This is a genomic window from Bacillus sp. (in: firmicutes) (genome assembly GCA_012842745.1).
Classification (GTDB): domain Bacteria; phylum Bacillota; class Bacilli; order Bacillales; family Bacillaceae_J; genus Schinkia.
In genome coordinates, this window is sequence record DUSF01000035.1 from 128,949 (window position 1) to 146,154 (window position 17,206).

At 36.6% G+C, this 17,206-nt stretch carries 18 protein-coding genes and 1 pseudogene; 17 read left to right on the forward strand and 2 right to left on the reverse strand.

Translation table 11 applies throughout. From position 1 onward, the window contains the following. The first annotated feature begins 22 nt into the window (after positions 1-22). From GX497_05700 to GX497_05715, 4 genes are all read left to right on the forward strand, one after another. The gene (locus GX497_05700; GenBank protein HHY72708.1) at positions 23-2,260 is read left to right on the forward strand and encodes a hypothetical protein; all 2,238 of its coding nucleotides are present in this window, start codon (positions 23-25) and stop codon (positions 2,258-2,260) included. Beyond that, positions 2,253-2,477, forward strand: a complete 225-nt coding sequence (locus GX497_05705) for a hypothetical protein (GenBank protein HHY72709.1) — start codon at positions 2,253-2,255, stop codon at positions 2,475-2,477. The genes GX497_05700 and GX497_05705 overlap by 8 nt, the downstream gene beginning before the upstream one ends. A 115-nt stretch (positions 2,478-2,592) precedes the next feature. Next, positions 2,593-2,994, forward strand: coding sequence for a phage holin family protein (locus tag GX497_05710; protein HHY72710.1), 402 nt, complete (start codon positions 2,593-2,595; stop codon positions 2,992-2,994). Further along, positions 2,991-3,632 (forward strand): N-acetylmuramoyl-L-alanine amidase, encoded by a 642-nt coding sequence (locus GX497_05715; GenBank protein ID HHY72711.1) that lies wholly within the window; start codon positions 2,991-2,993, stop codon positions 3,630-3,632. The genes GX497_05710 and GX497_05715 overlap by 4 nt, the downstream gene beginning before the upstream one ends. A 73-nt stretch (positions 3,633-3,705) precedes the next feature. Here the strand turns inward: GX497_05715 and GX497_05720 are convergent, their stop codons facing one another. Continuing rightward, positions 3,706-3,951, reverse strand: a complete 246-nt coding sequence (locus tag GX497_05720; GenBank protein ID HHY72712.1) for a DNA-binding protein — start codon at positions 3,949-3,951, stop codon at positions 3,706-3,708. Positions 3,952-4,481: 530 nt separating this feature from the next. Here GX497_05720 and GX497_05725 point away from each other — a divergent pair. From GX497_05725 to GX497_05785, 13 genes and pseudogenes are all read left to right on the forward strand, one after another. After that, positions 4,482-4,667: pseudogene (locus tag GX497_05725) on the forward strand (hypothetical protein). A 666-nt stretch (positions 4,668-5,333) separates the two neighbouring features. Next, positions 5,334-6,476: a cysteine desulfurase gene (locus GX497_05730; protein HHY72713.1), complete on the forward strand. Its 1,143-nt coding sequence runs from the start codon at positions 5,334-5,336 to the stop codon at positions 6,474-6,476. A gap of 5 nt (positions 6,477-6,481) precedes the next feature. Next, positions 6,482-7,699 (forward strand): tRNA 4-thiouridine(8) synthase ThiI, encoded by a 1,218-nt coding sequence (gene thiI / locus GX497_05735; protein HHY72714.1) that lies wholly within the window; start codon positions 6,482-6,484, stop codon positions 7,697-7,699. Between the two features lie 100 nt (positions 7,700-7,799). After that, the gene (locus tag GX497_05740) at positions 7,800-8,012 is read left to right on the forward strand and encodes an alpha/beta-type small acid-soluble spore protein (GenBank protein ID HHY72715.1); all 213 of its coding nucleotides are present in this window, start codon (positions 7,800-7,802) and stop codon (positions 8,010-8,012) included. A 142-nt stretch (positions 8,013-8,154) separates the two neighbouring features. Then, positions 8,155-9,732 carry an acyl--CoA ligase gene (locus tag GX497_05745; protein ID HHY72716.1) on the forward strand — a complete coding sequence of 526 codons (1,578 nt, stop codon included), beginning with the start codon at positions 8,155-8,157 and terminating at the stop codon, positions 9,730-9,732. 320 nt (positions 9,733-10,052) lie between these two features. Next, positions 10,053-11,063: a signal peptide peptidase SppA gene (sppA, locus tag GX497_05750; protein HHY72717.1), complete on the forward strand. Its 1,011-nt coding sequence runs from the start codon at positions 10,053-10,055 to the stop codon at positions 11,061-11,063. A 14-nt stretch (positions 11,064-11,077) separates the two neighbouring features. Next, entirely contained in the window at positions 11,078-11,599 is a 522-nt protein-coding gene (locus tag GX497_05755) for an RDD family protein (protein ID HHY72718.1), read from the forward strand. Positions 11,600-11,697: 98 nt separating this feature from the next. Beyond that, the gene (locus GX497_05760) at positions 11,698-12,414 is read left to right on the forward strand and encodes a DUF2953 domain-containing protein (protein ID HHY72719.1); all 717 of its coding nucleotides are present in this window, start codon (positions 11,698-11,700) and stop codon (positions 12,412-12,414) included. Then, the gene (ytfJ, locus tag GX497_05765; GenBank protein ID HHY72720.1) at positions 12,350-12,880 is read left to right on the forward strand and encodes a sporulation protein YtfJ; all 531 of its coding nucleotides are present in this window, start codon (positions 12,350-12,352) and stop codon (positions 12,878-12,880) included. The genes GX497_05760 and ytfJ overlap by 65 nt, the downstream gene beginning before the upstream one ends. A 138-nt stretch (positions 12,881-13,018) precedes the next feature. Then, entirely contained in the window at positions 13,019-13,993 is a 975-nt protein-coding gene (locus tag GX497_05770) for a class I SAM-dependent methyltransferase (GenBank protein ID HHY72721.1), read from the forward strand. A 99-nt stretch (positions 13,994-14,092) separates the two neighbouring features. Then, entirely contained in the window at positions 14,093-15,295 is a 1,203-nt protein-coding gene (locus GX497_05775) for an acetate kinase (GenBank protein ID HHY72722.1), read from the forward strand. A gap of 104 nt (positions 15,296-15,399) precedes the next feature. Beyond that, complete coding sequence (locus GX497_05780) at positions 15,400-16,245, forward strand: EcsC family protein (GenBank protein HHY72723.1); 846 nt, start codon at positions 15,400-15,402, stop codon at positions 16,243-16,245. A 14-nt stretch (positions 16,246-16,259) separates the two neighbouring features. Next, on the forward strand, positions 16,260-16,772 hold the full coding sequence (locus GX497_05785; GenBank protein ID HHY72724.1) for a MogA/MoaB family molybdenum cofactor biosynthesis protein: 513 nt from the start codon (positions 16,260-16,262) through the stop codon (positions 16,770-16,772). A gap of 34 nt (positions 16,773-16,806) precedes the next feature. Here the strand turns inward: GX497_05785 and GX497_05790 are convergent, their stop codons facing one another. Next, positions 16,807-17,124 carry a hypothetical protein gene (locus GX497_05790; GenBank protein ID HHY72725.1) on the reverse strand — a complete coding sequence of 106 codons (318 nt, stop codon included), beginning with the start codon at positions 17,122-17,124 and terminating at the stop codon, positions 16,807-16,809. Positions 17,125-17,206: the final 82 nt, after the last annotated feature.

A 17,206-nucleotide genomic window follows, 5' to 3' on the forward strand; every position in this document is an offset into this window, starting at 1 on the left:
CTAATAGTTAGGCGGTGATAGCTTGATAGTTACTAATATGTCAGGACAATCTGAAATGTTAACTGATATAAAATCATTACAAAGTAAGCAGAGAGTGAACGGAGAATATTCACTCTCTTTTCTTTTGCTCAAATCTGAGCGAAATGAGCATAGTTACCCGTTAGCGATTGAAGAATCAATTCTTGAATATGATGGGCAACAGTACAGAATAAAGCAAACAGAAGAAAGACCTGTTGGCTTTAGTGCTATTAAACAAATTAAAGCAGACCACATTTTTTTTGATTTAATCGACCATTATAAATATGAAACGTTGACAGGTTATTTATCTATCATCGAGGTGTTAGATTTTATAATGCCTGGTACAGGATACACATGGGAAGTCATCGGAGCATTTAGCCAATACCAATTTGAAAACTTCGGTGATGATAACTGTTTAGCATTAGTTCAAAAAATCTTAGACCGCTACGGTGCCGAAGTTGAAATTGATAATAAACACCTGGTGTTTCGTAATCAAATTGGTAGGGAAACAGATTTTCAGTTTCGATTTAAGCATAATTTAAAAGCTATTTCTAAAAGCGTTGATACTAACAATTTATCAACGTATATCAAAGGCTACGGAGCTGAAGGTGTGACGGCCGAATACTTATCACCTAACTGGACCAAATACGGAAAAAGACATGCAAAGCCAGTACGTGATGAACGCTATACAACAAAAGAGGGGTTGTTGGAGCGCCTTAAAAGAGATATTCAAGATGAACCAAAAATAAACTTTACTGTTGATTTTGTTGACTTAAGAGACCAAGGCTATCCCTACGACCGTCCACAAAAAGGCGATGAGGTTTATGTCATTTATGAGCCTTTAGACATTGATATAACTGCAAGAATATTAGAGATTGACGAACTTAAAGATGCTCATGGAAATATCATCAAAACTAATGTGACACTAGCAAACTTTAAAAATAGTGCTACTGATATATTAAGCTCCTTTGCACGTACGCAGAAGCAAGTCGATGGAATCCTAGAAGGTTCTACCAAACTACCATTTAGCGCATTAGATGCAGCTGTGCAACGTGCGACAGAAATCATAAAGAATACCGAATCTGAAATCGAATATCCCGAAAGTGGATGGTTGATTTTTAGGGACAAAAAAGACCAGAACAAATTAGTTGTGCTGAATAGTAGCGGTTTGGCTATCTCCAACAATAATTTAGTAAGTGTTTTGTCAGCAATTACTGGCGATGGTATTGTAGCTGACAGAATCACGACTGGAAAATTAAATGCTGCTAATGTTGAGATTATTAATTTAAAAATAGGCTCTAAAACACAGTTTGAGTCGGGGTATAATCCAACAGAAAAAGTTGCGACTGGTGTAAAATTTGACGATTCTATTGTAATTGGCAACGGCAATGGGATTAAGGTTAAAGACTCGTCAAACGTTGACCGTGTGAGACTTGGACAGTATGCTCCGAATCAGTATGGGTTAAAAGTAACGAACGGAGAAATATATGGAACAACTATAAGGAGCGGAAGTGAATACTCTACTTCTTATTTAGAAATAAGAGATAGTTCAGACTTTCCTTTGAAATTAATTACAAATAATAAGGAATCGATAACATTTGGAAGATATAATCGAGGCGGTTCTATACAAATTCTAGATCATGCCAATGATAATTTGGTCGGTCAAATTAATGGTGGTTCTAGAGATGGGCTGCACATTGAATCACGTGGCTGGACTTTACCATACAAGCCTTTTTATATTGACACGAGCCATCTAGACATTAATGGCGATACGTCTGTACAAGGTGATTTTCAGCAAAGCGGCGGTACCACTGTTCTAAATAAACTAATGGTGATGGGGCATAAAGATGCAGTACAATTGACAGATTCATTTGGCTACGTTCATTTTTCAGCAAGAGAGTCGCCAGAAACTAAATTTATTGATGAAGGTAAAGATAAATTAATTAATGGTGAATGTAAAATAATATTAGATGATATGTTTTTGGAAAGTGTTGAAGCAAATGAAGACTTTAATTGGCTTGTTCAGTTAACTCCGTATTCACCAATCCAGCCTTATGTTGACGAAATTGGAGACAATTATTTTATAGTAAAAGAATTGAATGGTAAAAACGGCGAATTTGTTTGGTCTCTATCAGCAACAAGAAAAGGATTTACGGAGAGATTCCGAACTTCTGACTTATCATCGTTAGATGACAACTGGGAAGATGAAATACTGAATGGTGGTGAGGTTGAAAATGCATAACAAGAAATTCAGATTTGAGAAAAAGAGAAAAAGCAAAGGCGTTCCTACACCAAACAGATTAATCATTACAGAAGAAAAAGAATTTGACATAGAAAATGTTGCTGATGTCGATGATTTAAAACAAAAACTAAATCGTGAATTATTTGAACTTGCTCAAGAATCAAAGCGACTTAAAAACAGGGCACAAGAGATTAAAGAAATACTAGCGCAGTTATAAGCTTCGAGTCAATCGGTGCTATTTTTAATGTGCAAAGGAGGTTTAACTCGTGGATTTTACACAAAAACTATATGCGGCATTTGTTGGCGGCATACTATCACCATCATTTGCATTTATGTATGGCGAGGGCGAGGTTATTAAATATACAATGACCACGCTTTTATTTTTTATTGGTATGGATTGGCTAAGTGGAATTCGAGCATCTAAAAAAGATGATTCATATGGAAGTAAATATGGAATCGATGGTGTATTCCGATCATTTTTTATTATTTTACTTCCGGCTGGTGGACACTTACTTGACATGATATTAGGAGCACCATCGGTTGTGTTTGGCTTATTGTCATTTGGCGTGCTATACCACGTCATACAATCAATGACAGCCAACGCAATTAGGGCGGGATGGGGCGAGTGGGTGCCAGATTGGATTTTAGTCAAACTAACAAATTGGGTGAAAGCAGAAATAGAATCTAAGTTTGCTAGAGCGGAAAAACGAAAAGAGGAGAGTGGTAAGTTATGAACATAATAAAAGACCATATACCGTTTAGTACAGATTGTAACCGCCGACCAAATATTAAAATGGTACCAAATAGTATCACTGTTCATAGTACAGGGAACCCCTCATCTAATGCAAAAGGTGAGCGCAAATGGTTAGAGAATCCAACAAACAAACGCACAGCATCATGGCATTATGTAGTTGACGAAAAAGACATCATCGAAGCAATTCCTCCTGACTACGTGGCGTGGCACGCTGGCGATGGAAACGGTCAAGGAAATAGGGCCTCGATTAGCATTGAAATGTGCGAAAGCGGGAATCGTCAGCTTGTACTTAAACGGACACAGGAATTAGTACGGTATCTCATGAATAGACACAACATTCGAAAGGTTGTACGTCACTACGATTGGTCAAAAAAGAACTGTCCACGAATCCTCAATAACGACTGTAAATGGACAGAATGGTTTACATTTCTAGCTGAAATTTTTAACGAAAAGAAAGAAGGTGAAAAAATGCAAAAAGTTAATATTGTAGCAGGAACAAAGCTAATCGAAGGCATTAAAATTAATAACGTTACGTATGCTCCCGTGCGTGAATTAAGCGAACTACTTGGTAAAAAAGTTGATTGGAACGAAAAGACAAGTACTGTTACACTTAAATAAAAATTAGTTTTATTTCACATACTAACTGTACAGCTTAGAAGTCACTTAAAAAGCCCTACTCAATTGAGCGGGGCTAATTATCATACGGTCTGTATTTTTCTCTCAATATTTCTAATTCCTTTTTCTTTTCCTCTAAATCCTCTAATAAAAACAAACTGTCTTTTGCGAGTTTTTTTAATGGTACTAGTTTTCCATCCCGAATCATGTGGCTTAATCTAGCCCTGCTAATTCCTAAAAACTCTGTTGTTTCAGATGAGTTTAAGACGTTCGATTCAATAAATTTTTTTAGTTGTTCACGGTCTTCAAAATAATAAGGCACTTCTTTAATTCCTCCTAGTTAGCTTGTAAATCATTAATAAAAACCACGCTGTAACCGCACTTATTCCAGCCCATTGAATCCAAGTTAAATGCTTGAAATTTAATCCGTCAATCCAGACAAGAAATAACACAAGAAACAGAATATCTGTTGCACTCAATTTTTTCATGGTATACGAAGATGGTTGATGTGATATAATTTTATTGGGTGGGGATGGAAACATCCCCTGTGTGTTATTTGCGTTCTTCCTTTTCGGAAGAGCGTTTTTTCTTTTCTTCGGCTCTATCTTTTAAGTCTAGGATGACTTTTATTGAGCCTAGAATGGCGGCGACTGTTATTGCAACATCTTTTATATCAACCATCTTCCTTCCTCCTTTCCTTTTGATATTTTAATTATACCATATCTGTTAACATAAGTATATAGATATTGTTGTTTTTATCGTTACTTTTAAAATTTCTTTTCGACAAACAACGACAAATAAAAATGATAACTTGTACTAATATAGAATGTAATGATTTAGGAGGGGATTGAATTGGAAAAGAAAAAACAGATTTGGAAGAAATGGTGGTTTTGGGTAATCGTTGTTATTGTTGTAGGTGCGATAGGTTCCGGTGGAAATGAAAAACAAACAACAAATGATAATACAGTAAAAGAAAAAGTTAAAGAAAAAGCTCTCGAAGTTTCAAATGTTAAAAAAGAACTAACAATAGAAGAGGAGATTGAAAACGCTATTTTAACTGTTGGTGAAAAGACTAACAATGACAAACCTCGTATCGCTGAATTGATGATAAATGACACACCAGATGGTAGTAAAATAGTTGCTGTTACATTAAACGGAGATGACAACTTTACAACCGGCATGATGAAAACTGGAATGTTAATGAAAACGAGTAAGATTTTAGAGAAGATGTATGAAATTGACGGTGTATTTCAAACATCTATATCGTGGCAATTGCCACTTGTAGATCAATACGGAAACGAGAAGGAAAGCGACGTTCTACGTATAGTAATCAATAAAGAAATAGCTGGTAAAATAAATTGGAAAAACTTTATTAATGATAATTTTAAAAACATTGCACTTGAATATTTCGAACATCCAGCTTTAAGTAAATAACCCTTGCTCATGCGGGGTTATTTTTTTTTTGCTTACATATCAAACGTAAGCAAAAATAAAACCATGTTCATAAGAACACGGTTTTATTTAATAAAGTCACGTCTTTTTCGGTGAAAAAATAAGTGACTTTAAGTGACCAAAAAGCGACCGACTGGTGGCAATTGATGCATTTTAATAAAAGTTTATGGTTTTCTGTGACAGTTTGAAATATAATAAATACCGTAAAATCAATGATTTAAGGGTGTGTGAATATAGTTGACATCAGATTTTATATATTTTGACAATAGTGCAACAACAAAGCCATATCCGGAAGTTCTAGAAGCTTATGTAAAAGTATCAGAGCAATACTTTGGTAATCCTTCTTCAATTCATACATTAGGCAGTGAAGCTGAAAAAGTTTTATCCCAATCGAGAGCGTTAACAGCTTCATTATTAGGAGTTAAGTCTTCAGAAATTGTCTTCACATCAGGAGGAACAGAAGGAAATAATCTTGCAGTAAAAGGTGTGGCCATCGAATATCAGAATCGCGGCAAACATCTTATAACGACGAGAATTGAACACCCTTCCGTGCTGGAAGCCTGTAAACAATTGGAATCATTAGGTTATTCTGTGTCGTATTTAGACGTAGATAAAAATGGTAGAATTGATTTGGAGCAATTACAGCGCATGTTGCGGGAGGATACGATTTTAGTTTCAATTATTCATGTTAATAACGAATTAGGAACAGTTCAGCCTATAAGAGAGGTCGGGGACATTTTAAAAAAATATCCGAAACTATTATTTCATGTTGACAATGTCCAGGGTATTGGCAAAGTTTCCTTGGATTTAAAGGCTGCAGGCGTAGATTTATGTACAATATCGGGACATAAATTTCATGGATTAAGAGGAACAGGGCTTTTATACATTCGCGATGGTGTCAAGATTGCACGTATTATAAGCGGTGGGGGCCAGGAAATGAATGTACGCTCAGGCACAGAAAACACCGCGGGAATTGTGGCAATGACGAAGGCGCTGCGCGTAACCATTGATAAATATCGTGATGGAGAGGTAGCGCAGCTTTTGCAAATGAAAGAAAAGCTGTTAGTAGGATTAAGAAAAATTGATGGGATTGTCATCAATACACCGGAGCAATGTTCCGCACCGCATATTATTAATTTTTCCGTATTAAAAGTCAAACCAGAAGTATTAATTCACAGCTTAAGTAACGACAATATTTATGTTTCAACACAATCGGCATGCTCCTCAAAGCTAGCTCAACCAAGTAGAGTACTAATGGCAGCCGGTTTAGGAGAGGCTAGAGCAAATAGTGCCATCCGTGTAAGTTTCTCGTATGAAAACACAATGGCTGAAGTCGACGAGTTTTTAACTGTTTTAGCAACAATTGTTCCAAAACTACGTAAGGTAATGGGGTAAAGAAGATGGAATATGATCATATATTAATTCGCTATGGAGAAATGTCATTAAAAGGAAAGAACCGTTCGCGGTTTACACAAGTATTAAAAACGAATGTTAAAAATAGGCTAAAGGATTTTCCAAATGCGGTTGTGAATCGAACAAACGATCGCATGTTTATTGATTTAAACGGTGAAGACCATGAAAAAATTAGTGGAATTTTAAAAGAAATTTTTGGAATCCAAAGCTTTAGTCTTGCCATAAAAACAAAAAGTGATCTTGAAGAAATAAAAAAAGGGGCGTTAACAGCTTTTTTAGAAGCAAATCCACAGGCAAAGACATTTAAAGTATCGGCAAGGCGTGCTGATAAAGGTTTTCCGATTCATTCTCAGGAATTAAACCATATCATTGGTGGCTATATTTTAACAAATACAAATGGCGTAAAAGTTGATGTTCATAACCCTGATGTCAATGTACGCGTTGAGATTCGTTCTGGCATAACTTTTATTACTTGTAAAGTGGTAAAAGGAGCGGGAGGTTTTCCCGTTGGAACAAACGGGAAGGCGCTTTTAATGCTATCCGGCGGCATTGATAGCCCAGTTGCCGGCTATATGACGATGAAAAGAGGCGTCAAGATTGAAGCTATTCATTTTCATAGCCCACCATTTACAAATGAACGGGCGAAGCAGAAGGTATTAGACCTTGCGCAAAAGCTAACAAAATACGGCAGTAAAATTCGTGTTCATATCGTACCATTTACTACAATCCAGCAGGAAATTCATCAGCATATTCCTTCTAGTTACACGATGACAGCGATGCGTAGAATGATGCTTCGGATTGCTGAGAAAATCGCAGTTAATAAAGGGGCGTTAGCCATTGCAACTGGTGAAAGCTTGGGCCAAGTAGCGAGCCAAACGATTGAAAGTATGAACACCATTAATGAAGTTACAAATTATCCGATTATTAGACCGCTCATTGCCATGGATAAGCTTGAAATTATTGACATCGCCCAGAAAATTGACACTTATGATATTTCAATTCGTCCGTATGAAGATTGTTGTACAATATTTTTGCCAGCTGATCCGAAAACTAGGCCGAAAAAGGACCGAATAAATTATTATGAAACAAAATTAACAAACATCGATGAATTAATTGAAGAAGCTATTAACAATATTGAAACAATTGATATTGAATGGAATCCGAAAACAAATGAAATTGAAAAACAGTTTGAAGATTTATTTTAAAAAGTAATCATGTCTTATTGCAAACATTACCAACTGTTTTAATGTATTAGGTTATTTGCTTTTTCACACTCTATTAACACATGAAGGAGGTGAAAAGCAAATGCCTAGTTCAAGAAGTAATAATAGTAATCAATTACTAGTTCCTGGTGTGCAACAAGCTCTTGATCAAATGAAGTTCGAAATTGCCCAAGAGTTTGGTGTTAACCTTGGTGCTGACACAACTTCTCGTGCCAATGGTTCAGTCGGTGGAGAAATCACGAAGCGCCTCGTATCAATGGCGCAACAACAAATGGCTGGTTTTCACACACCATAATTAAATAACATGGCTTAAGGGCAGGTCTTTCGACTTGCCCTTATTTTTTTGTCGGACTTTGATTGAAAAAATCTCAGAAAAGTATATTCTAAAAATTGACACTCTTTAGTACAATGAGTATATAAGAACGGGGGAGAAATGGATGAAAAGAGAGGACTTGCTAGCTCCAGAAATTTATAATCTAGTTAATGAGGTTGAGCGATTTGCGGACAACCAAGAAAAAATGGCGCTAAAATGGGAAGATGAAGAAGGGAACAAGGCGGAGCTTACATACGTTGATTTAATAAAAAGAGTGAATAAAATCGGGAATGCTCTACTGAATGCCGGGTTAAAAAAAGGCGACAAGGCAATTGTGATGATTCCACGTTTGATTGATGCCTATGCTGTTTATTTAGGTTGTTTAAAAGTTGGAATTACGGTAAGTCCTGGTTCGGAAATGCTGCGCGAAAAAGATATTCGTTACCGGCTATTGCATGGTGAAATGAAAGCTGTCATTAGTGTTGATTCTCTTGTAAACGAATTCAACCGAATAACCGATATTAAATTTTCGAAATTTGTGATTGGCAACCCGATGGAAGGATGGCAGCATTTGAATACACTTGAAAGAAATTCAAGTGATGTTCTGACGATGGCAAATACAAAAGCCGAAGATATGGCGTTTTTATCTTATACGTCAGGAACGACTGGTAACCCGAAAGGTGTTGTTCACACACATGGTTGGGCCTTTGCTCATTTGCGGACGGCAGCGAGTGGCTGGCTAGGTATTCAAGCTGGTGACGTAGTTTGGGCAACAGCAGCTCCTGGGTGGCAAAAATGGATTTGGAGTCCGTTCGTGTCCGTTTTAGGATCTGGTGCAACAGGGTTTGTGTACAATGGAAAATTCGATGCTACTAAATATTTACAAATTCTTCAGGATAAAAAAATAAATGTTCTTTGCTGTACACCAACTGAATATCGCGTGATGGCAAAAGTAAACAATCTTGGTGATTATAATCTACCTTCGCTTCGAAGTGCAGTTTCAGCCGGAGAGCCTTTAAATAGGGAAGTAATTGATACATTTAGGAAGTATTTTAACGTCACGGTTCGTGATGGCTATGGACAGACGGAAAATACATTGTTAGTCGGTGTATTAGAAGGGATGGAAGTAAAACCAGGCTCAATGGGTAAGCCGACTCCAGGTAATCGCGTTGAGATTATTAATGATGACGGAGAGCCTTGCGTTGTTGGGGAGGTTGGCGATATTGCCGTCCATCGTGAAACACCTGCTTTATTTAAAAATTATTATCGAGAACCTGAACGTACAGCGATGCAATTCCGTGGTAATTGGTATGTGACGGGAGATCGGGCGAAAAAAGACGAAGATGGCTATTTTTGGTTTGAAGGGCGTAGCGATGATATTATCATTAGTTCTGGCTATACAATTGGGCCCTTTGAAGTAGAGGATGCACTAGTAAAACACCCAGCTGTAAAAGAGTGTGCTGTTGTAGCAAGCCCTGATGAAGTTCGCGGAACGGTAGTAAAGGCATTCATTGTCTTAAGAGAGGGCACTAACGGAAATCAAAATGAATTGGTAAAAGAATTACAAGAACATGTAAAAAGCTTAACAGCACCATACAAATATCCTAGAAAAGTTGAATTTGTTGATGAATTACCAAAAACAACGTCAGGGAAAATCCGGCGTGTTGAGCTGAGGCAAAAAGAATTACAGCAAAATGCATAAAATTTATAATAATGTTTGATAATGTAAGCGGGCAGAAATAAATTTTCTGCCCGCTTATTTTATTACACAAATATTACAAAAACTTTCTATGTACTTTATGCCAAAATGAGTTATCTTTTAATCTTATTGTTTCAACTTTTTAAACTATTATTAAGAAAATTTAACACTACTAAATAATATACTAACCCTTATTTCTAATTTCAAACAAATTATGTAGAAAAGAAGATTTTTTCTGTGAACTTTGTTAAACTAATGAACGTTGATAGGCAATTATTTACAAAATAAGACAAATTAAAAATTTAAAAGGGGGCTTTATTTATATGGATGCAAAAAGATGGATTGCCTTAGGAATTGCAGCTGTTTTATTTTTCTTTTCGTTAGGAGTAAATGTTTTGTCGTCACTGGCATTTAGTGAAAAAGATAAATGGAAGTTTAGCTTTTTCGAAGGATTTGATCAAGAATTTACAGAAAAAATTGTTGAGAAAGGGGCTGATTTAGGAAGTATTGTTGTCTTGGAAGTAAACGGCGTCATTCAAGATACTAGTGATGTGGAATCTATTTTTTCTTCCCCTAGCTATAATCATAAAAAGTTTTTACGTATGCTAAAGTATGCAGGTGAAGATGAGAATGTCAAAGGAATTATAATTCGAATCAATTCTCCTGGCGGTGGGGTTTTAGAAAGTGCCGAAATACATGATAAAATTGTTGGTATAAAAGAAAAATATGAAAAGCCAATTTATGTATCAATGGGTAGCATGGCGGCGTCTGGCGGTTATTATATTTCAACCCCAGCCGACAAAATTTTTGCCAGTCCTGAAACGCTGACAGGCTCTTTAGGAGTAATCATGCAGGGCATTAATTATGCCGATTTAGCGGAGAAATATGGCGTTAAATTTGAAACAATCAAAAGCGGTCAGTATAAGGATATTATGAGTCCAACGAGAGAAATGACCGAAGCGGAAAGAAAAATCCTCCAGGAAATGGTTAACAATTCGTATCAAGGCTTTGTTCATGTAATTGCAGAGGGAAGAAAAATGTCAGAAGAAAAAGTTAGCCAAATTGCCGATGGTCGAATTTATGATGGCAGACAAGCAAAAGCGCTTGGCCTTATCGATGAATTTGGTTATTTAGATGATACAATTGTGGCGATGAAAAAACTTGAAGAAGTAGGAGATGTCGATGTTGTCCGATATGAATCCAGCTTCGGCTTTGATTCCTTTTTCCAAATGGCAAGCCAACGGCTTTTTACGGATGATATTGAACTGCTAGGCTTAACGAAGTTAATCAGTCAACCACATTCACCGCGGCTTATGTATCTATATGCACGATAAGGAGGCTTTGACAAATGGAACATACAGTAGAGGAGCATGTAGAGCAAACAGTTGAAAAAACATTGCCGTCTGTTCAAGTTTACAATATTTATGCTGGATTTTGGATTCGCTTTTATGCTTATTTAATAGACTTGGTCGTTGTCGGAAGTTTAAACCGAATCATAATTTATCCAATCTTAAGATGGCTTGATGTTTCAATAAGTGAAACTAGCATGCTGTCAACAGTTGCAATATCTACGGCGCTTGTGATGTTTGTCTATTTTGTTGTGATGACAAAAATATGGGGGCAAACATTAGGGAAAATGATTTTAGGATTGAAGGTGATTTCCGAAAAGGATGCTGAACTGTCATGGGGTACTGTTTTATTTAGAGAATTGATCGGTAAATTTATTAGTAAGACAGTGCTTTTTCTTGGTTTTATTACGATAAGTTTTACAAGCAAGAAAAAAGGATGGCATGATTTTTTTGCAGATACAATCGTGATTCAAGAACGTAAAGGTTTCGTGTTGCAAACATCCAACTTAAAAATTAGTTAATGAAAGTATCTAAATTACTAGCCTGCTGATTTCAAGCAATCAGCAGGTTTATTTGTATTTTCGGGAGGTGATAATGAAATTGAGGGGATGTGAAAGAGTTGAAATGGGTATTCATTGTCATTATTGCCTTACTCGCGCTAATTTTATTAATTTCATTCATGAAGCTAACAGTCAAAATTGATATTTTACATAGTGAGGAGAAAAATCATATAAAAATTAAAGCAATGACACTATTTGGTCTAATCTCCTATACATATGAAGTTCCACTTTTTAAAGTTGATGAAGAATCTTCATCGCTTGTAGTAAAAAGTGAAGAAAAAATAGGGCAGGGCGAGCAAAATACAACGTCAAAGGAAAAGTATAGGATTACACCAGATGAAGTTATTGAAAAAATAAAGCGTACAAAAGAAATTTTGGAACAGATTGTACATTTCCATCTCATTATCAAAAAATTTATGCGTCATATTTCCATCCATAAGCTTAACTGGAACAGTTCGATTGGAGTCGGCGAAGCTGCCTCGACAGGTATGGCAACGGGTGCTTTATGGTCATTAAAAGGTGGAATAGTGGGCACAGTAAGCCTATACATGAAACTAAAGACAAGACCTAAGCTTTCTGTTACCCCTTTCTTTCAAGAGAATATAATTCGAACTAGCATTATATGTATTTTTTCATTTCGAATCGGGTATGCTATTCTCGGAGCATTACGAGTCGTGAAATATTGGAAGAGCATTAAAGGAGGCAAACCACATGGCAGAACATCCAATTCAAGGATTAATGACAACAGCTATGGAAAGTTTGAAGCAAATGATTGATGTGAATACAATTATCGGCGACCCAGTTGAAACACCTGATGGCAGTGTTATTTTAACGGTTTCAAAAGTTGGTTTTGGCTTTGCTGCTGGTGGAAGCGAGTTTCAAACAGAAGGGCAAAATGGTGGGAGCGATAGTGATGGCAATAGCAGCTCTAGCCAACTTCCATTTGGAGGCGGTAGCGGGGGTGGCGTTTCGATTACACCGATTGCATTTTTAATTGTAAATGCTTCAGGGGTTAAAATGATTCATTTAGATGAGAGCACCCATTTATTTGAACGTATTTTAGATCTTGCACCACAAGCGATTGAAAAAATCCAAACTATGATGAGTAAAAACAACGAGTCTAATTCAAATTCAAATGGACAGGCCAATGGGCAGCAGCCAAATCGAAATTTTCAACAAAATCAGCATCATAATCAACAGCAATCAAATCTAAATCAAAACTATCAGGAACCACCCGTTTAAAAAGAGAATAAATTTTGAAGGTTGTTTCAATTTGAGGCAACCTTTTCTTTTTGTAGTAAAGCGCTTTCTTATTTCTTATGGTAAAATACATTAGGAAAATAGTAAAGGAGGGATTGGATGACCTCAGAAATGGTTGATATGGAGAAGCTTTTTCGATTATTTGATAACTCAACGACAATGCTTATGAATGAATTACAAATATCGTATTTAGATGCTTTAGCTGAAACAGGCGAGAACTTGTTTGAAGGCGAAATCCTTCAGGATTTAGACACTTTTACAAAAAGAAGATTACTTCAAGAATACGAAGGAGTCGATATGACCGAAGCATCAAATGAAATGATTCGCAAAGCTTTTCAATTGGCAATTTTAAAAGGGATGAAAGAGGCGATTCAGCCCAGTCATGAAATGACTCCTGATGCAGTTTGTTTATTTATGAGCTACTTAGTTGAAAAACTAATGCACTCAAAAAAACAGTTTAGTCTACTAGATCCTGCTTACGGTACAGGCAATTTAGTAACGGCAATTTTAAATAATTCAAAAAAATATATTAAAGCCTATGGAATCGAAGTTGATGAAACGTTAATTCGCTTAGCTTATGTTGGGGCGAATTTACAAGAGCATGAAATTGACTTGTTTCGACAGGATGCGCTTCAACCTATTTTTGTCGAAAATGTTGATATCGTTGTCGCAGATATACCGGTAGGTTATTATCCGAATGATATTGTTGCAAATGACTATGAATTGGGGGCTAAAGACGGAGCACATTCGTTTTCTCATTACTTATATATAGAAAAAAGTTTAAGACATCTTAAAGAGGGCGGCTACCTCATTGCAATGGTTCCGAACTTTTTGTTCGAGGGAGAAGAAGCGGAAAGGCTGCATCAGTTTATGAGGAAACATGCAGTTGTTATTGGCTTATTGCACCTACCTCTATCAATGTTTAAAAATAATAAATATGCAAAAAGTATTTTTATTCTCCGCAAAAATAGAGCAGGTATAGTAGCACCAAAACAGGCGTTGCTTGCCGAATTACCAAGCTTTTCAAGGAAAGAAGCGATGAGCGCAATCATCAAAAATATTAACAATTGGTTTAGTGAAAACTTATTAGTATGAATTTTGATAAAATTTGAAATTGCAAAAAGAGCCAAATTATTATAAATTGATACTATATGCGAAAGCGTTTTTAAAATCATATAAAGGGGTTGTAATAATATGACAAAAATTTTAGCAATTAATGCAGGGAGTTCATCTTTAAAATTTCAATTATTCGAGATGCCTAGTGAGAAGGTATTAACAAAGGGTTTAGTAGAAAGAATCGGTTTAAATGATTCTGTCTTTAATATTTCTGTTAATGATGAAAAGTATAATGATGTTTACGATATTCCAAATCATGCTGTTGCAGTTAAGCTGCTGTTGGACAAGTTAATTACTTTAGGTGTTGTTTCTTCTTTAGATGAAATTAATGCAATTGGCCATCGTGTCGTTCATGGCGGTGAAAAATTTAGTGATTCCGCTTTAATTACAGATGAAGTTATCAAATTCATTGAAGAATTATCTGATTTGGCACCATTGCATAATCCTGCCAACCTTGTCGGTATTCAAGCTTTTAAAGAAGTGCTACCGAACGTACCAGCAGTGGCAGTGTTTGATACAGCATTCCATCAAACGATGCCTGAAAAATCATATTTATATAGCTTGCCATATGATTATTATACAGAGTTTGGTATTCGCAAATACGGTTTCCATGGTACATCCCATAAATATGTAGCAGAGCGAGCAGCTAAAATGTTAAATCGCCCACTTGAGACATTGAAACTGATTACATGTCATTTAGGAAATGGATCTAGTATTACAGCAATTAAGAATGGAAAATCATTCGATACTTCAATGGGATTCACGCCTTTAGCAGGTCTGACGATGGGAACAAGATGTGGAAATATTGACCCTGCTTTAATACCATTCATTATGGAGAAAACAGGCAGCACAGCTGAAGAGGTAATCAATGTCTGTAATAAGCAAAGTGGATTGCTAGCGCTTTCAGGACATTCGAGTGATTTACGTGACATCCTAGAAAAAGCAGAATTAGGGGATGAGCGTGCGGAGTTGGCGCTTAACATTTTTACCCAAAGAATTACTGGGTTTATAGGTTCATATTCAGCGAGAATGGGTGGGGTCGATGGAATTATCTTTACCGCTGGAATCGGAGAAAATAGTGCAATCGTTCGTTCACGCGTTCTTCAAGGATTAGAATACATGGGTGTTTATACGGATGATGACTTAAATAAGACCCGTGGTGAAGAAGCGTTTATTAACCACCCGCAATCATCTGTTAAAGTTATGGTTATTCCGACGAACGAGGAAGTTATGATTGCCAGAGATACAGAAAGATTAGCGTTAACAATGGCAGCGCTTTAAATTGGTAGCGTTTTAATTGTAGGTATGTAATGAATAGGTCTTTTGCTTTTTATTCCAAATTCGCTAAAATGTAAATATATCGGATAGTGTTGGGAGGACAATCTATGGGACCATGGACCAATCGTGAACAACGGGTTTACAAGCAAATAGTAGATTGGGAGCAAAACTTATTTGAATACGTACCTACAGATTTTGAACGGACCTTTGATAAATGGGTAGAGCTTGGCTTTGAAAAGCTGGATGAAAATATCCGCGAACAATTTTTCAAAAGCTTAGATCATTGGTTGTTTCATCTTCATGCTTTTATCCAAGGCTCGGATTCACAAATGATTGCTAGAGACCGTCTCTTGAAAGCTGCGAGGATTCTAAAAGAGGATATTGACCAAATTGTGGATATGAAGAGTCTAACGGTCGACCAGCTCGCTTATTTAGCGGATCAGCAAATTGCAAAATACCGCATCTATTCATTTGCACAGGGTAGTTTAGCAGGAACTGGTGGCGTCCTGTTAGGGACCGATATTCCAGCGATGATAATGCTAAATTTGCGTGCTGTGCAAAATATCGCAAATGTATATGGGTATGATGTCAATATACCGTATGAAACGATGACCTCTTTAAAGGTTTTTCATGCTGCCACATTACCTAAACGGATGAGGGCAGAGGGGTGGTCCAATCTTGTGAATGAAGTGAAACAATTCGATGAACAATTGTATTACTATTATGAAAAAGATGAAGAATTGACAAATGCGACATGGTTGGAGCAGCCACTCATTCAGATTTTGAAATCGATGGTTATTATTATGTTTCGAAAAAAAGTAATTCAAGGGCTTCCGCTAATCGGCATGGCTTTTGGTGCAGGAATGAATTATAAGCTATCACGCCAAGTGACTGACTTTGCGCATCATTTTTATCAAATGCGCTACTTACTTGAAAAAAACAGCGAAGAATAAAATGAGGTGATCATTTGAGCGTTCTAGAGCATAAAAAAGAAGCACCAAAATCAGTGCGTTGTATGGTTATAACGGTAAGCGATACACGGACTGAGGAGACTGATAAAAGCGGCAAACTTATGAAACAGTTACTTGAAGAATACGGACATGAAATTGTGAAATATGAAATTGTCAGAGATGATGAGGAGTCTATTAAGGCCGCGCTTATAAGAGGCTTTGATAATCATCAAGTTGAAGCCATAGTAACAAACGGTGGAACAGGAATTGCTAAACGAGACGTAACAATCGAAACCGTTCAGAAAATCATTACGAAAGAAATCGTCGGCTTTGGCGAGTTATTTAGAATGTTAAGCTATACAGAGGATATCGGCTCTGCTGCGCTTTTAAGTCGAGCGATTGCCGGGGTTGCGATGGACAAGCCAATCTTTTCAACCCCTGGGTCAACGGGCGCTGTTCGATTAGCGATGAACAAACTAATTCTCCCTGAGCTTGCTCATGTCATTAGGGAAATACGAAAGGATAAATAAGGGGTAAGAAGCAGAGAGCACCGCTCTCTGCTTCTTACCCATGGATTTTCTCCTCAATAACATTTTGGTTCATTCGATACCATATCCATAAATCATTAATAATCGATGCCAACTCAGATATTTCAGAATTTAATTGACATGAGCACACAAAGTCCTCCTCTATATCTAACTTGGACTGTTTTACATTGATGGTTGTTTCAAGCTCTTTAATTCGGTCTGGGATATGTCCCCTACTATTTTCCCAAGCGGCTACAATTGTTTGCTGCTCGACCGCACTATATTGATGCCATTCTTTATTTAAAAGCGGCAATAAAATTCCTAATCTATCATCCATTTGAAAAAATTGATTCATTGCAATAATCTCTCCTTATCTTAGCCTTTTTCCATTATACATGCATTGAAAACCCATATCCATTTATGTGATTTTAATTTTA

Coding starts and splice junctions, on each gene's coding strand:
- GX497_05745 (HHY72716.1), top strand. CDS start 8,155: ATGAAAAGAGAGGACTTGCTAGCTCCAGAAATTTATAATCTAGTTAAT.
- GX497_05740 (HHY72715.1), top strand. CDS start 7,800: ATGCCTAGTTCAAGAAGTAATAATAGTAATCAATTACTAGTTCCTGGT.
- GX497_05755 (HHY72718.1), top strand. CDS start 11,078: ATGGAACATACAGTAGAGGAGCATGTAGAGCAAACAGTTGAAAAAACA.
- GX497_05790 (HHY72725.1), bottom strand. CDS start 17,124: ATGAATCAATTTTTTCAAATGGATGATAGATTAGGAATTTTATTGCCG.
- GX497_05770 (HHY72721.1), top strand. CDS start 13,019: ATGGAGAAGCTTTTTCGATTATTTGATAACTCAACGACAATGCTTATG.
- GX497_05705 (HHY72709.1), top strand. CDS start 2,253: ATGCATAACAAGAAATTCAGATTTGAGAAAAAGAGAAAAAGCAAAGGC.
- sppA (HHY72717.1), top strand. CDS start 10,053: ATGGATGCAAAAAGATGGATTGCCTTAGGAATTGCAGCTGTTTTATTT.
- GX497_05710 (HHY72710.1), top strand. CDS start 2,593: ATGTATGGCGAGGGCGAGGTTATTAAATATACAATGACCACGCTTTTA.
- ytfJ (HHY72720.1), top strand. CDS start 12,350: ATGGCAGAACATCCAATTCAAGGATTAATGACAACAGCTATGGAAAGT.
- GX497_05780 (HHY72723.1), top strand. CDS start 15,400: ATGGGACCATGGACCAATCGTGAACAACGGGTTTACAAGCAAATAGTA.
- thiI (HHY72714.1), top strand. CDS start 6,482: ATGGAATATGATCATATATTAATTCGCTATGGAGAAATGTCATTAAAA.
- GX497_05715 (HHY72711.1), top strand. CDS start 2,991: ATGAACATAATAAAAGACCATATACCGTTTAGTACAGATTGTAACCGC.
- GX497_05775 (HHY72722.1), top strand. CDS start 14,093: ATGACAAAAATTTTAGCAATTAATGCAGGGAGTTCATCTTTAAAATTT.